General features: G+C 42.4%; 17 protein-coding genes. All 17 read right to left on the reverse strand.

The features are described from left to right. Window positions 1-19: 19 nt before the first annotated feature. The 17 genes from DESME_RS10785 to codY all read right to left on the reverse strand — a co-directional run bounded on the left by DESME_RS10785 (window position 20) and on the right by codY (window position 14904). The gene (locus DESME_RS10785) at window positions 20-316 is read right to left on the reverse strand and encodes a L7Ae/L30e/S12e/Gadd45 family ribosomal protein (protein ID WP_006718268.1); all 297 of its coding nucleotides are present in this window, start codon (window positions 314-316) and stop codon (window positions 20-22) included. Next, a complete protein-coding gene (gene rnpM / locus DESME_RS10790) occupies window positions 313-579 on the reverse strand; it encodes an RNase P modulator RnpM (RefSeq protein ID WP_006718267.1) in 267 nt (88 codons plus the stop codon). The genes DESME_RS10785 and rnpM overlap by 4 nt, the downstream gene beginning before the upstream one ends. 4 nt (window positions 580-583) lie before the next feature. Further along, complete coding sequence (gene nusA / locus DESME_RS10795; RefSeq protein ID WP_006718265.1) at window positions 584-1957, reverse strand: transcription termination factor NusA; 1374 nt, start codon at window positions 1955-1957, stop codon at window positions 584-586. A gap of 17 nt (window positions 1958-1974) precedes the next feature. After that, a complete protein-coding gene (rimP, locus tag DESME_RS10800; protein WP_006718264.1) occupies window positions 1975-2433 on the reverse strand; it encodes a ribosome maturation factor RimP in 459 nt (152 codons plus the stop codon). Between the two features lie 238 nt (window positions 2434-2671). Further along, a complete protein-coding gene (locus DESME_RS10805) occupies window positions 2672-4393 on the reverse strand; it encodes a proline--tRNA ligase (protein ID WP_006718261.1) in 1722 nt (573 codons plus the stop codon). Beyond that, a complete protein-coding gene (gene ispG, locus DESME_RS10810) occupies window positions 4394-5479 on the reverse strand; it encodes a flavodoxin-dependent (E)-4-hydroxy-3-methylbut-2-enyl-diphosphate synthase (RefSeq protein ID WP_006718258.1) in 1086 nt (361 codons plus the stop codon). 12 nt (window positions 5480-5491) lie between these two features. Beyond that, window positions 5492-6556, reverse strand: a complete 1065-nt coding sequence (gene rseP / locus DESME_RS10815; RefSeq protein WP_006718255.1) for an RIP metalloprotease RseP — start codon at window positions 6554-6556, stop codon at window positions 5492-5494. Window positions 6557-6606: 50 nt separating this feature from the next. Further along, window positions 6607-7755 (reverse strand): 1-deoxy-D-xylulose-5-phosphate reductoisomerase, encoded by a 1149-nt coding sequence (locus DESME_RS10820; protein ID WP_025248774.1) that lies wholly within the window; start codon window positions 7753-7755, stop codon window positions 6607-6609. Window positions 7756-7773: 18 nt separating this feature from the next. Then, window positions 7774-8880, reverse strand: a complete 1107-nt coding sequence (gene ytvI / locus DESME_RS10825; RefSeq protein ID WP_006718251.1) for a sporulation integral membrane protein YtvI — start codon at window positions 8878-8880, stop codon at window positions 7774-7776. Between the two features lie 6 nt (window positions 8881-8886). Continuing rightward, a complete protein-coding gene (locus DESME_RS10830; protein ID WP_006718249.1) occupies window positions 8887-9675 on the reverse strand; it encodes a phosphatidate cytidylyltransferase in 789 nt (262 codons plus the stop codon). Between the two features lie 11 nt (window positions 9676-9686). Then, window positions 9687-10454, reverse strand: a complete 768-nt coding sequence (gene uppS, locus DESME_RS10835; RefSeq protein WP_006718247.1) for an undecaprenyl pyrophosphate synthase — start codon at window positions 10452-10454, stop codon at window positions 9687-9689. Between the two features lie 65 nt (window positions 10455-10519). Further along, window positions 10520-11077, reverse strand: coding sequence for a ribosome recycling factor (frr, locus tag DESME_RS10840; RefSeq protein ID WP_006718245.1), 558 nt, complete (start codon window positions 11075-11077; stop codon window positions 10520-10522). Next, the gene (gene pyrH / locus DESME_RS10845; protein ID WP_006718243.1) at window positions 11070-11798 is read right to left on the reverse strand and encodes a UMP kinase; all 729 of its coding nucleotides are present in this window, start codon (window positions 11796-11798) and stop codon (window positions 11070-11072) included. The genes frr and pyrH overlap by 8 nt, the downstream gene beginning before the upstream one ends. Window positions 11799-11901: 103 nt before the next feature. Then, the gene (gene tsf, locus DESME_RS10850) at window positions 11902-12555 is read right to left on the reverse strand and encodes a translation elongation factor Ts (protein WP_006718241.1); all 654 of its coding nucleotides are present in this window, start codon (window positions 12553-12555) and stop codon (window positions 11902-11904) included. Window positions 12556-12716: 161 nt separating this feature from the next. After that, complete coding sequence (gene rpsB, locus DESME_RS10855) at window positions 12717-13457, reverse strand: 30S ribosomal protein S2 (RefSeq protein ID WP_006718239.1); 741 nt, start codon at window positions 13455-13457, stop codon at window positions 12717-12719. A gap of 191 nt (window positions 13458-13648) precedes the next feature. After that, on the reverse strand, window positions 13649-14095 hold the full coding sequence (locus DESME_RS10860) for a hypothetical protein (RefSeq protein ID WP_006718237.1): 447 nt from the start codon (window positions 14093-14095) through the stop codon (window positions 13649-13651). Between the two features lie 20 nt (window positions 14096-14115). Continuing rightward, a complete protein-coding gene (gene codY, locus DESME_RS10865; RefSeq protein WP_006718234.1) occupies window positions 14116-14904 on the reverse strand; it encodes a GTP-sensing pleiotropic transcriptional regulator CodY in 789 nt (262 codons plus the stop codon). Window positions 14905-14933: the final 29 nt, after the last annotated feature.

Consider the following 14933-nt stretch of genomic DNA (forward strand, 5'->3'; position numbering starts at 1 on the left):
CGATATTTATTCCAAGCCGTCAGCCCCTTACCTTTAAGATCGCTTTAGCAAACCCATCATCCATAACCAGAACGGTTGAGCGTTGAGATAATCCAATCGCTTTTCCCAGCTCTAATTTTTCACCAAAAATGAGAACGGGTATGTTTAAATCTCTAGCCCATTGTGAATATTTTTTATGCGTACCCGGTGCATCTTCCGCCAAAACCAAAAGACTTCCTTTGCCTTTCTTTAGCATGGCTTCAACTTGAGACTCTCCGGAGGTTATTTTCCCTGCTCCGCGGGCTATCCCCAATAAAGAATAAATCCGTTCTGTCACGAACCTGCCAGCTTTCCTTCTAATTCTTGAATCAACTCAGGAGAGAGTGCAATGTCAAATGCTTTTTGAAACCGATGCCCTTTTACAGCCGCCTTGAAACATTCCACTCGCGGACAGATGTATGCTCCCCGCCCATTTTGTTTACCCGTTGGATCAATTTCCACTATTCCCTCCGGCGTCCGCACGATTCGAACAAGCTCTTTTTTAGGTTTCATTTCTTGGCAACCTAAGCACATTCGCATCGGAACTTTACGCACCTTCATCTACTCACCGCTTCCCTTTTCTCTTTTTGTTCTCCTTAGAAGGAATGGACGGCTCCGTTTCTTTTAACTTACTAGGCTCGTCTATTTCAGTCTCCGGCTCATTTTGCTCATAGCCTTCATACCCTGCCTTGATGTCATATCCAGCACTTTCATTATACTCAATAGATTCATCACCGTAATCTGAGAATTCATCATATTTTTCGCTATTTGCGTCGGATTCTGAATTTTCCTCATACTCTTCGTAGTCTTCATATTCTTCATACTCATCATAATTTTCATCATAGGTTTCATACTCATCGTATTCCGTTGAATCTTGTTCGTTGTAGTCAGGAATAAGATTTTGTGCTAAAGCTTGAGATTCAGACTTAATATCAATCTTCCAGTTCGTTAATTTTGCAGCCAAGCGTGCATTTTGCCCTTCTTTACCAATAGCTAAAGAAAGTTGATAATCAGGGACTACAACAAGGGCTACTTTCTCATTAGGTTTAGTGTAAACACCAACGACCTTCGCAGGAGATAGGGCATTTGCCACAAATTCCTCAGGTTCAGTCGAATAATTGACAATGTCAATTTTCTCTCCCTTGAGTTCGGTAACAATCGTTTGAACCCGACTCCCTTTGGGTCCGACACACGCACCCACTGGGTCAACATTGGGATCCCGTGAATAAACTGCAATTTTCGAACGAGCACCAGCCTCACGAGATACTCCCTTAATCTCAACAAAACCGTCATGTATCTCTGGAACTTCCAGTTCAAAAAGACGTTTGATGAGTCCTGGATGAGTTCTTGACAACATAATCTGTGGTCCTTTGGTTGTCTTTTTAACTTCGACGACATAAGTTTTTATTCGTTCAAAGGACTGATATGTTTCCCCAGGTATTTGTTCCTGGGCAGCTAAAATAGCTTCGACTTTGCCGAGATCAACGATAACGTTTTTCTGGTCATAGCGTTGAACGACGCCTGTAACAATATCCCCTTCACGGTTAATATATTCATCATAGATCATTCCTCGTTCGGCTTCTCGAATTCTCTGAACGACGACTTGTTTCGCCGTTTGAGCTGCGATCCGTCCAAATTCGCGTGGAGTAACTTCATATTCTACAACGTCCTCAAGGTTATAATTAGGATCAATTCTGCGTGCTTCCTCTAAAGTTACCTGTGTACGATCATCTTCCACTTCTTCGACAATGTTTTTGCGCGAGAAGACCTTAAATTCGCCTGTCATCCTATCGATACTCACCCTTACATTTTGTAAAGATGCGAAATTCTTTTTGTAAGCTGAAATTAGAGCTGCTTCAATCGTCTCAAATAGAACTTCGGCAGAAATTCCTCTTTCTTTTTCCAGTTCATGTAAAGCCTCAATGAACTCCATATTCATTTTTAACTTTTCCTCCTCTAAAACTCTAACGCTAAATTCGCTTTTTCAATAATATTTCTAGGAAGTTGTACCTTCTCTTTTTCATATTCAAGAATAATCACATCATTTTCAAGTCCAGCTAAGTATCCAGTAAATTCATGATACCCTTGAAAGGGCTCTTTAGTACGAATATGAATCAACTTACCCTGGTAGCGAATAAAATCTTCATCCTTCTTTAAGGGGCGTTCCAACCCGGGAGATGATACTTCTAACATATATGCCTGTGGAATGGGATCGTTTTTATCTAAAAGGTCACTGACAGCATGACTTACATTCGTACAATCATCTAAGTCGATTCCATCCTCTTTATCAATATAAAGTCGGAGGTACCAGTGTGCGCCTTCTTTTATGTACTCAACGTCCACCAGTTCAAGTCCTAGTTCTTGGATAATTGGTGTAACTAAAACTTCAACTTTTTGCTCAATTGGCAGTCCCATGTGTATCTCTCCTTTTTTACGCCCCTTCGTATTTATAGTGTTGCGAAGGTATTACAAAGTTATACCGTAGAAAATATATACTTTCTGTTATTGCAAATGAAAGAGTGGGTTCAAAACCCACTCCTCAGTTCATTCCTTAAAATTCCTAATTTAACTATAGCATATCCGTTTATCGTTCGCAACACTCCAAGGAAAATAATGCTTTAGATGAAACTGAGATAGTTCTACTCAGAAAGTTTTACTTCAACGCTTCTGCAATAATACCCTGTACTTTGCTAGTCAGCTCCTCGACCTTCACAAGCTCCATCTCTCCCGTTTTACGCAACCGAAATTCAACTTGACCTTGTGCCAAAGTCTTGCTTCCAATGGTCACGCGAAGAGGATAACCAACGAGGTCTGCGTCTTTAAATTTGACGCCTGGGCGCTCATCACGGTCATCCATCATAACTTCAACGCCCGCCTGAAGGAGTTCTTCATAAAGTTTTTCCGCTGTCTCTACAACTTGAGAATCTTTCATACTCACAGGAACGACAATAACCTGGTAAGGAGCAATAGGTATCGGCCAAATGATCCCATCATTATCATTGTTCTGTTCAATTGCGGCCGCCATTGTCCGACTGACTCCAACACCGTAGCATCCCATAACACAAGGTTTTTCTTGCCCATTTTCATCTACGAAATTAGCACTGAGTGCTTTTGAATACTTCGTTCCCAATTTAAACACTTGTCCGACTTCGATTCCACGAGCCTCTTTTAATGCCCCTCCACATTTAAGGCATTTCTCACCAGCGACAATCATGCGAAGATCAAAAACCTGATCTAAGCGAAAATCTCGTTCAGGGAGAACATTGATATAATGCTGCTCAGCTTGATTGGCTCCACAAGCCGCTTTTTTCATTAAAGAAACTTCCAAATCAGCAACAATCTTGAGATCTTTGGGTGCATTAATCGGTCCCACAAAGCCTGGTTCGCAGCCTAAGGTCTGACGTACTACTTCGGGATCTGCTAACTGCAAATTTACAAAAGGTCCAAGCATATTATTAAGCTTAATTTCGTTGATTTCACGGTCACCCCGAACAAGGACTAAGAAAATTTGCTCATCCCCTTGGTATAACATGGATTTCACAAGTTCGTGTTGCCCTAATCCAAGAAAATCCGACACCTGTTCGATGGTCTTCATATGAGGAGTTTCAACTAAGCTATAATCCTCTCTAACCGTCTCACTCTTAATAGGTTGGGGTTGACATTCTGCTTTCTCGACATTAGCTGCATAATCACAGTCTGGACAATAAACAACAGCCGCTTCTCCAGAATCAGCAAGAACCATAAATTCGTGAGTTCCCCCGCTCCCGCCAATAGCGCCTGCATCAGCCTCCACTGGTCGGAACGTTAACCCACAACGTGAAAAGATACGCGTGTAGGCGTTATACATTTTTTGATAACTTTCAGCAAGGCCTGCTTCATCTTTATCAAAAGAATATAAATCTTTCATCACAAATTCTCGACCCCGCATTAAACCAAAACGGGGGCGACGTTCATCACGATACTTATTTTGAATTTGATAGAGGAGCAAAGGGAGTTGCTTATAGGAGCGGACCTCACCCCGGACTAAATCCGTTACAATCTCTTCATGAGTCGGTCCTAAGCAGAATTCGCGGTCATGTCGATCCTTCACGCGAAACATTTCCGGTCCATAAACATCCCATCGTCCCGTTTCACGCCAAAGTTCCGCTGGCTGGATGATGGGAAGCAGAACTTCTTGTCCCCCTTTAGCATCCATTTCTTCCCGAACAATCTGTTCAATTTTCTTAAGAATTCTTAATCCTAAAGGTAAATAAGTATAAACTCCTGCAGCTGCTTTACGAATCAGACCCGCTCGAAGCATTAGTTTCTGACTAACTACTTCAGCCTCGGCCGGAACTTCACGCAACGTGGGATTCAGAATTTGGCTAACACGCATTTAATGTTCATCCTTTCCATGCTCTTTTACGTAATTCTCAATTTCTTTCAATAAAGCAGGCAACAATTCATCTTCGGGTAAACGAGCAACGATCTCACCCTTCCGGAAGAGAAGCCCCATCCCTTTGCCACCAGCAATTCCGAAATCCGCTTCACGTGCTTCACCTGGGCCATTGACTGCACATCCCATAACGGCAACCTTCAAAGGCCTGTCCAAAGCAGGAAGACTAGAAAGCCTCGTTTCCACTTGTTCAGCGAGTTCCGCAAGATTGACCTGTGTTCGACCACAGGTTGGGCAACTGATCAAATCAACATTTCGTTCTCTCAGCCCCAAAGTTCTTAAAATACTTAGTGCCACTGGAATCTCCTGCACAGGATCTCCTGTTAAAGAGACTCGAATTGTATCTCCAATTCCTTCTGCAAGCAAGGTTCCTATGCCGACGGCAGATTTCACTAACCCAGAACGTACGGTTCCAGCCTCAGTGACTCCCACATGTAACGGATAATCTACAGTCTCCGACATTAAACGATATGCTTTAAGCATGAGCGGAACCTCGGAAGCTTTTAAAGAGACTTTTATTTTATCATATCCTTCATCTTCCAGCACGTGAATATGTTTTAAAGCGCTTTCAACCATGCCTTCGGCTGTAACTCCTTGATATTTTTCCCGAATTTCCTTTTCTAGGGACCCTGCATTTACGCCGATGCGAATGGGGATTTCTCTTTCCTTAACCGCATGAACAACTTCTTGAACCTTCCATCGGGCACCAATATTTCCCGGATTGAGCCGGAGTCCATGAATACCTTGTTCAATTGCAATAAGAGCTAAGCGATAATCAAAATGAATATCAGCGATTACTGGGAGTATGCTTTGAGCTGAAATCGCTTTTACAGCGTATGCAGCATCCTGATCCAGGACTGCCACTCGAACAACCTCACAGCCGACTTTCGCTAAGGCTTCAATTTGTTGCAACGTCTCTTTGACATTGCGGGTATCTGTATTTGTCATGGATTGGATAACAACAGGTGCTCCCCCGCCAATAGTTACATGTCCGATTCTAACCGCTTTCGTTTCTTTTCTTGACACAGCCTTGGCCTCCTACCCTTTTCCCACAAAAAGTTTAAGAATATCTTGATACGTAACCGCGATCATTAACGCAAACAATAATACAAAACCGATAAAGTGAATAAAGTTTTCACGTTCAGGGTTAATCGGTTTTCCACGCAGTCCTTCAATTAGAAGGAACACTAAACGGCTACCATCGAGTGCTGGAATCGGAAAAAGATTAAGAAGTCCGAGTTGTACGCTTAACATTCCAGTTAAACTGAGCAAATTAGCAAATCCTTGCTTTGCCCCTTCCCCAATAACCTGAGCAATGGCAACAGGACCTCCTAATTCGGCTGAAGTCTTACCGGTAATCATCTGGGTTAATGAAACAACAATGAGCTTTGTTAAATCAACGGTTTGCTGCCACCCATACTTCACTGAATCGACAAGGGACGTTTTTTCATAAATAACTTGAGGGGCAATTCCCACCATGCCGAACCCCGTTTGTTCATCCTTTTCTGTTTGTAACGTAACGGTTTCCTGCTTACCTGCTTGCTCAAGCGTAAGGGTAACCTTTTGATTCGGCTTAGAATGAATAGCATTCACACAATCGTCCCATTCGGGAGTAGCTATTCCATCAATCGCGAGGATTTTTGCTCCGGCTTGAATTCCAGCCTGTGCAGCAGATTTTCCTTCGACTATAGATCCAATAGCATTTCCGTTCGCTGCTGTTGGAATACCATAGTAAGCAAAGACAAGCACGAAAAGAAAAATGGCCAGTACAAAATTCATAATTGCACCAGCAGCAATCACCGCCATCCTCTGCCAAACCTTTTTGTTCGTAAAGCTTCGCGGGTCATGCGAAGGTGCTAGCTCTTGTTCTCCGTTTTCATTAACTTCAGGGTCCATTCCATATAAGCGAACGAATCCACCCAACGGAATAACTCGAAGGTTATATTCAGTTTCCTTACCTTTATAACCCACAATTTTTGGGCCAAAACCAAAAGCGAATTCTAGAACTTTGATCCCATTCAAGCGTGCTACAATATAGTGTCCAAATTCATGAATCATCACAAGTAGCCCGAAAACAAAAATAACGGCTAAGGCATTAGTCATCTCGCAACCCCTCCTCATCACTCGCTACATCTGAACGTGAGTGTCCCACTTTAGCAGTTCTGAATTCGTTCTTGCGTACGTTTGCGAGCCCAATCATCTGCCTCTAATATGCTTTCCAAATCCGTGGCGTCTAACACCTCATGTTCCGCACAGATGTCCTCCACAATTTCAACGATTTGTAAATAGCCAATCTTCTGTTGAAGAAAAGCATAAACAGCAACCTCATTGGCTGCATTCATGACCGCAGGAAGAGTACCTCCCCGTCTGCCAACTTCATAAGCAAGTGCCAAAGCCGGCGTCTCTTTTAAATTTGGTTCCTGAAAAGTCAACGTTTTTCCTCTTAAATCTAGCCTTTCAAAAGGGCTTGACCAGCGTGTAGGATAACTTAACGCATATTGAATAGGTAACCGCATATCTGGGCGACCTAATTGCGCTAAGATACTTCCATCTTGATATTGCACCATAGAATGAACAATACTCTGGGGATGAACTAATACTTCAATCTTATCATAAGTCAAGCCAAAAAGATGGTGTGCTTCTATGACTTCCAATCCCTTATTCATCATCGTGGCCGAATCAATCGTAATCTTAGCTCCCATACTCCAATTCGGATGTTTCAATGCCATTTCCGGCGTAACTTCGCTTAATTGCTCACGGGACCACCCTAGAAAAGGTCCTCCCGAAGCCGTAATTAAAATTTTTTCAAGCAGCCCGTTCGGCTCTTCCAAACACTGAAAAATTGCCGAATGTTCGCTATCGACTGGGATAATCGAACGGCCAAGGCGCTTTGCCGTCTCCATTACAAGTTCTCCACCTGCAACCAGCGTTTCTTTATTGGCTAATGCAATATTCTTGCCTGCCTTTAAGGCGGCCAACGTTGGCTCTAAACCAATACGTCCACTAATTGCAGTAACAACCGTATCCGGTTCCTTGGCGGTTACCGTGCGAATAATTCCGTCCATGCCTTGTTCAACCACGACGGGCAGATCACGTAAGCGAGCTTTTAACTCTCTTGCCCCTTTCTCGTCCATCATAGCCACGATCTGAGGCTTAAATTCACGAACCTGACGTTCTATTTCGTCCACGCGAGTACCTGCCACGAGGGCATAGACTTGAAGCTGCTCGGGATTTTCCCGTACAACATCTAACGTCTGTGTTCCAATCGAGCCTGTTGAACCAAGGACTGTTAATCTCTTCACACCAATCACACTTTCATCCTAATTTTTAGGGTCTGTAAAAATTCCCGCTTTTCTTAGTGCTTCATATAGGATAACTAAACCAGGGCCCAGCACTAAACCCACTCCCCCCAGTAAATTCAAACCGACATACATCGAAATTAGTGTGGGTAAAGGGTGGAGTCCGATGCCCTTCGACATAATCTTAGGTTCTAAAATCTGACGGATTACCAATGCCACAACCCAAATGATAATAAGTTGAATAGCCTTAGGAGCGGCCCCGATAATGAGCAATATAATAGCCCATGGAACAAAAATAATACCCGTTCCAACAATCGGTAAAAGGTCTAAAAATGCGGAAATAAAACCAATCGTAAAAGCATAAGGATTTCCCATCAGCAGTAATCCAAACGTCAACGTCACTCCTGTAATGGAGATTAAGATCGTCTCTGAGCGCACAAAACCGACAATTGCTGAACCGAGATCTTGGCCTACAGATTGAGCTCCCGTATGCCATCTTTGGGGAACAAATCCGTGAAAAAAGCGTTTAACTCCTGGAAAGCTTGCACTCATCATATAGGTCGCTACAACTGAGATCACTAAAATAATAAAGAAACCAGGTACTGCCGCTAAAAAATTCAAAAGTGCTAAACTCGCAGAACCTGCCCCGTTTTGTAAAGATGTAACAATCGTGCTCACTGAGGAGTTCAAGGTTGCTTGAATTTGGGGATTAATCACTACAAATTTTTCAACGCTATCGATAAGCTGATTGATCAAACTCATAAAATAACTATAATCAGGTAGAGTTAATGAAAGAGCCGATAATTCATTATAAAGTCTAACGACAATGAGTGTAACAAAAAGAACAATTCCCGCGATCACTAGAATAAGAGCGAGTATTGACGCTAAGGGACGTTTCATTTTCATGCCCCTCATCAATTGGGTAACTAATGGCTCCATTAAAAGGGCAATTAAAAAAGCAAGAATAAAAGGCAAAAAGGCATAGAACAATGTATTCATAGCCTTCCCAAAGACGGGTAAAAACTCTTGCACAAAATATGTAAAAAGCTTGAGTAAAACAAGCACACTTGTCACTACTACCAAACGATTTAGGTTAGCCCTTAATTTATTTCTTTGAGGATTATTCAAAACTTATCACCTCGCTGCCAAAAGCAGAACTATATAATACACAATGGGGAAAGCAAAGAGCATACTATCAAAACGATCTAAAAAGCCGCCATGACCTGGGATTAAGTCTCCTGAGTCCTTTACTCCAGCACTTCGCTTTAATGCTGACTCAAAAAGGTCTCCTATTTGAGCACTGATTCCCACAATGAAACTCAGCCCCAGAAAGAAAGGCAAAGGCATCCCCCCCATTACCTGAGAGGCGATCAGCCCCATCAAGATAGCTCCAATAAGTCCACCAATTGAGCCTTCTATCGTTTTATTCGGACTGACATGAGGTGCGAGGGGATGTTTTCCAAAAGCCCTCCCTACAAGATATGCAAATGTATCCGTCGTCCATACCAAAAAAAACGCTAAAAGAGTCCAGGACCTTCCTTGCTCCAAAGAACGTAGTAAATACAAATGTGAACTAAGAACGACCGTATATATAATGCTTAGAAAATTAAGAGCAACCTCAGGAATGAGAACATCAGGATATAGGAGCCCCATTCGTCCCAGGCTTATAAGTAACCAGAAAATCAAAAATGGAAACATCCACTCTCTTAAATCAAGCGTGATGAGCAATAGCCAAACGATTGCACCGATAAAAGTGGCCTTCATCCAAATTTTTACTTTTAACTTATGTGCTATCTCCTGAAATTCGTGGAGTGCTAGTAATCCAATCACTGCAGCCAAAAACGCCGTATAAGGCCCCCCAAGGTAAGTTAAGATAAGCAGGAGTGGTGCTCCGATTAAAGCGCTTATAGATCTAAGTAACATAGATAACTCCCTTATTCCTTATTGATGCCGCCAAAGCGGCGTTCCCGTAGTTGATACGTTTTAATGGCATCAAGCAATGTTTCTGGAGTGAAATCCGGCCAAAGCTGTTCAGTTATCACAATCTCAGTATAGGCCAATTGCCAGAGCATAAAATTACTTAAGCGCATTTCACCAGAGGTACGAATCAATAGATCGGGGTCGGGTAAACCCACAGTAAATAATGAGGAGCTAATCCGTTCTTCGTTAATTTCCTCAGGTGCTAATTTCCCTTGCTGGATTTCTTCGCCCAATATGCGTAAAGCCCTCGTAACTTCAGCGCGTCCCCCATAATTCAAAGCCAAATTAAGGATCAAACCAGTGTTATGCTCGGTTTGCTTAGTCGCTCTGGATAATTCTTTCTGTGCTTCAAGCGGCAGAAGGGTTAGATCACCCATGGTCATAATTTTGACGTTATTTCCATGGAGCTCATTAAGCTCAGCCCGCAAATATTCTGTAAGTAAACGCATCAAGATACCGACTTCATCTTTGGGTCTTCGCCAATTTTCAGTTGAAAAGGCGTAAACCGTTAATACTTCGACTCCCAAGTTTGAACAGGTCTTGACCACTTCACGAATAGCTTCTACCCCTGCACGATGCCCCATTGTACGAGGCAGCCCTCTTTTTTTCGCCCACCGGCCATTCCCATCCATGATGATTGCGATATGGCGAGGTAAACGTTCTAGATCAATCCCCTTCGGAGAGAATACTTTTTTATCCTTATTTCTAAAGCTAAGCCACATCTTATCCACCTCCATTTGGCCGGCTATAGGTGGTCAAAGACCCCCTTAAATGAGGGGGTCATCTGTTAAACTTCCGTAATTTCCCGTTCTTTGGTATCCATTATTGTATCAATCTCTTTAATGAACTTATCCGTCATCTTTTGAACATCATCTTGAGCCCGTTTTACTTCGTCTTCAGAGGATGTATGATCTTTCTCTAGTTTTTTGAGCTGATCATTAGTATCTCTCCGAATGTTTCGAATCACAACTCTTGAATCTTCCGCTTTTTTCTTCACCGTTTTAACAAGCTCAGTTCTCCGTTCAGCGGTCAACTGCGGAATAATAAGGCGAATTACATTACCATCACTCGAGGGGTTTAGTCCCAAATCCGACTTCATGATCCCCTTCTCAATCGCAGGCAAAGCGGTCTTATCCCAAGGTTGAAGGAGGAGCATTCTTGCTTCAGGTACCGAAATATTCGCCAGTTGGTTAACCGGAGTCGGAGTTCCGTAATACTCAACCATCACCCGTTCTAGCATACTCGGATTAGCCCGTCCCGCACGAATAACCGTATATTCCTTCCGCAAGGACTCTACTCCTTTACGCATGCGATCTTCCGCGTCCTTTAAGACATCACTAATCATTAATTTCCCTCCCTACATAAGTACCAATGGGTTCACCCATGATCGCTCTATAAATGTTCCCCTTATCCTTCAGATTAAAAACAATGAGAGGAATATTGTTATCCATACATAAAGAGGTTGCCGTTGAATCCATGACTTTTAAGCCACGACTTAAAACCTCTAAATAACTCAGTTTATCAAACTTAACGGCGTTAGGATTTTTTACCGGATCAGAATCATATACACCATCAACTTGCTTCGCCATAAGAATGGCTTCCGCCTCAATTTCAGCCGCTCTTAACGCTGCTGTAGTATCTGTCGAAAAAAACGGATTCCCTGTGCCTGCAGCAAAGATCACAATCCGTCCCTTTTCCATATGACGAATTGCTCGCCGACGAATATAAGGTTCTGCCACTTGCCTCATTTCAATAGCCGATAAAACTCGGGTTGCCATTCCCGCATTTTCAAGAGCATCTTGTAACGCAAGAGCATTCATCACTGTCGCTAACATCCCCATATAATCTGCAGTTGCACGATCCATACCTTGGGAACTTCCCGAAATTCCTCGCCAAATATTACCCCCTCCAACAACCAGAGCAAGTTCCACTCCAAGTTTACGAATTTCAGAGACTTGTTCAGCAACCGTTGCGAGCATTTCATGAGCAATTCCAAAGCCTTGACTTCCTGCCAAAGCTTCACCACTCAGCTTTAAGATGACTCTGTGATATCGTGGTGTATCCATCGTTAACCTCCCTTATATAATACTACATTTCCTCTGGAATTTCCTTTTTGAAATTTCTACGGTTCGAAAAAGAGAACACCTAAGTGTTCTCTATACGCTTTCCTTAGCGGTTCATTTCCTTTGCAACTTCAGCTGCAAAATCTTCTTGTTTTTTCTCAATTCCTTCGCCTAATTCATAGCGAGTAAAGCGTCGAATGACAATCCGCTCGCCAATCTTCGCGGTTTTTTCCATGACTATATCGCTGATCGTTTTATCTGGATCCTTCACAAATTCTTGGTCCATTAAGCAAAATTCTTTGTAGAATTTTGAGATTCGTCCTTCAACCATTTTTTCAATAATTTTTTCTGGTTTTCCTTCATTACGGGCCTGGGCTTTTAAGATGTCTTTCTCATGCTGTAGAACATCTTCGGGAACATCTTCTTTGTTCAAATACTCAGGCTTCGCTGCAGCAATATGCAAAGCAATATCACGAACAAAAAGTTTAAAATCTTCGGTATTTGCTACAAAGTCAGTCTCACAATTGACTTCAAGAAGAACACCGATTCGACCGCCACCATGAATATATGAATACACAATTCCTTCAGCAGCAATTCGGCCTTCTTTTTTCGCAGCAGCCGCTAAGCCTTTTTCACGTAATAAGTCAATCGCTTTTTCAATGTCACCGCTAACTTCCGTTAAAGCCTTTTTACAATCCATCATACCTGCGCCAGTACGCTCACGAAGCTCTTTTACCAGAGCTGCAGTTATTTCAGCCATTTCAAAAACCTCCAACTATATGTATATTAAATTTAAATATAAAATTTGATTTCATAAAAACTTAATTAAAAAAGGGCAGGATGAGCATCAGGGAAGTTTAGCCAACCCTTCTTCACCCTGCCCCCTCTTTTTATTCCCTATCTTTAATCTCTGAGGGATAATTATTCAGCACTAACTTCCTCAGCCGCACTTTGTCCTTCGGCAGCTTCTTCATCAAGGCTACCTTGTTGAGCTTCGATAATAGCGTCAGCCATTTTTCCAGTTAAGAGTTTAACTGCACGAATAGCATCATCATTAGCCGGAATTACAACATCAATCTCATCCGGATCGCAGTTCGTATCAACGATACCTACGATAGGAATATTCAAACGACGTGCTTCGGCAACTGCGATACGCTCTTTACGTGGATCAACAATGAACAAAGCATCTGGGAGTTTCTTCATCGTCTTGATTCCGCCTAAGAAACGTTCTAGTTTCTCCATCTCATGACGAAGATTAGCAACTTCTTTTTTAGGAAGAATTTCAAAGACTCCTTCAGCATCCATCCGTTCCAATTCCTTAAGGCGATTTACGCGCTTTTGAATAGTTTGGAAGTTTGTCAGCATACCACCGAGCCAACGCTCGTTAACAAAATACATTCCGCAACGTTCAGCTTCTTCTTTCACTGACTCTTGAGCCTGCTTTTTGGTGCCGACGAATAACATCGTACCCCCATCTGCAGCAAGATTACGCACGAAATTGTAGGCCTCGTCAACTTTCTTAACGGTTTTTTGCAAGTCAATGATATAAATACCATTGCGCTCCGTAAAAATGTAGCGAGCCATCTTAGGATTCCAGCGACGTGTTTGATGACCGAAGTGAACACCGGCTTCAAGTAATTGTTTCATAGAAATTACAGCCATTGTGTTGCACCTCCTCTCCTTGTTTTTTTCCTCCGCAGGTTCATCTTCCAATTCACCCTGAATACAGGGAACTTGAATCGAAAATCCCACTGCGTGTGTAATACACCTTTAGTAGAATACCATACCGTGTTTTTCTTTGCAACAAAATCTGATCAGTTTTTCAGGAATATCTGCGGCTATCTGCTACTTCATCAACTCATATTCGAACGAATCGCATGATTTGCAACAAATTGCTCTAGATCACTCATCAGTTCCGGAAAAGGAAAGTAGAGTTCAGAAATGTAATACAACTGATTATGGCTGGTTTTAATCTGCACCACTTCTTCACCTTTAGGCGAGGTATAAAGCGCAACCCGCCGGATATCCTCGGGAGCAAGCAGATGCTCTCCTGCTAACGAATAAAAGATAATACGATCCTCGTCAATCCGCAGGTGTTTACTTCGGCCATAAATCCACAAGACGAGTATTCCCAGAAGAGTTGCGATATAAAGTCCTGACAAGATGTAGCGTTCAAGGATCGATATTTTGAAAGCGAGAACTATAAGCAAGATCATCACCGGGTACCCTATTAAAAATAGTATTCCTGGAAAAATCAAGGGTTTAAGCTGATAATGATATTCATGCTCCTCTTCCTGCATAAACATCCCACCCTTTTGCTCTACTTGTTATGTTTCATTTTGTCAAGCTCATCTAACAAATAATCATTGAGAATACGGATATAGGTCCCTTTCATACCTAGGGATTTAGATTCGATTACGCCCGCAGATTCAAATTTGCGAAGAGCATTAACAATTACTGAGCGAGTGATTCCTACTCGGTCCGCAATTTTACTGGCTACGAGTAACCCATCGCCACCACCTAATTCAGCGAAGATATGTTCAACTGCTTCAAGCTCGGAGTAAGAAAGCGTTCCAACTGCAATCTGCACAGCCGCTTTTTTGCGAGCTTCCTCTTCTGCACGTTCCGCTTTCACACGTAAGATTTCCATCCCAATTACAGTACCCCCGTATTCAGCCAAAACGAGGTCTTCATCCGTGAATTCTTCATCAAATTTAGCTAGAACGAGAGTACCGACTCTTTCACCGCCTCCAAGGACTGGAACAATTGTTGTAATCTTATTATTAAAGTGACAACGTTCCTGTCCATTGAATACGCAACCGTTAGCAACTTGAGTTGTGTTTGACGTTGTTTCGGAAACCTTCATCAATCCCTCATTATAGCTTTCAGGAAAGCGTTCTGAATGAACCACGATCTCTTCCATTGCATTACACGTAAAATCTGTCATAAAGCTGTATCCCATAATTTTTCCCCGGCGTCCTACGATATAGCAATTGGCAACAATTGCTTCACTTAAGACTTTTGCCATTTCTTCAAAATCTACAGGATGACCTGCTGCCCGTTGAATAATTTTGTTAATTGCGCGTGCTTTTTCTAATAAAGTTTTCATGATAAATTTCCTCCTTAATATAGATGATT

Source organism: Desulfitobacterium metallireducens DSM 15288, from assembly GCF_000231405.2.
Taxonomy (GTDB): domain Bacteria; phylum Bacillota; class Desulfitobacteriia; order Desulfitobacteriales; family Desulfitobacteriaceae; genus Desulfitobacterium_A; species Desulfitobacterium_A metallireducens.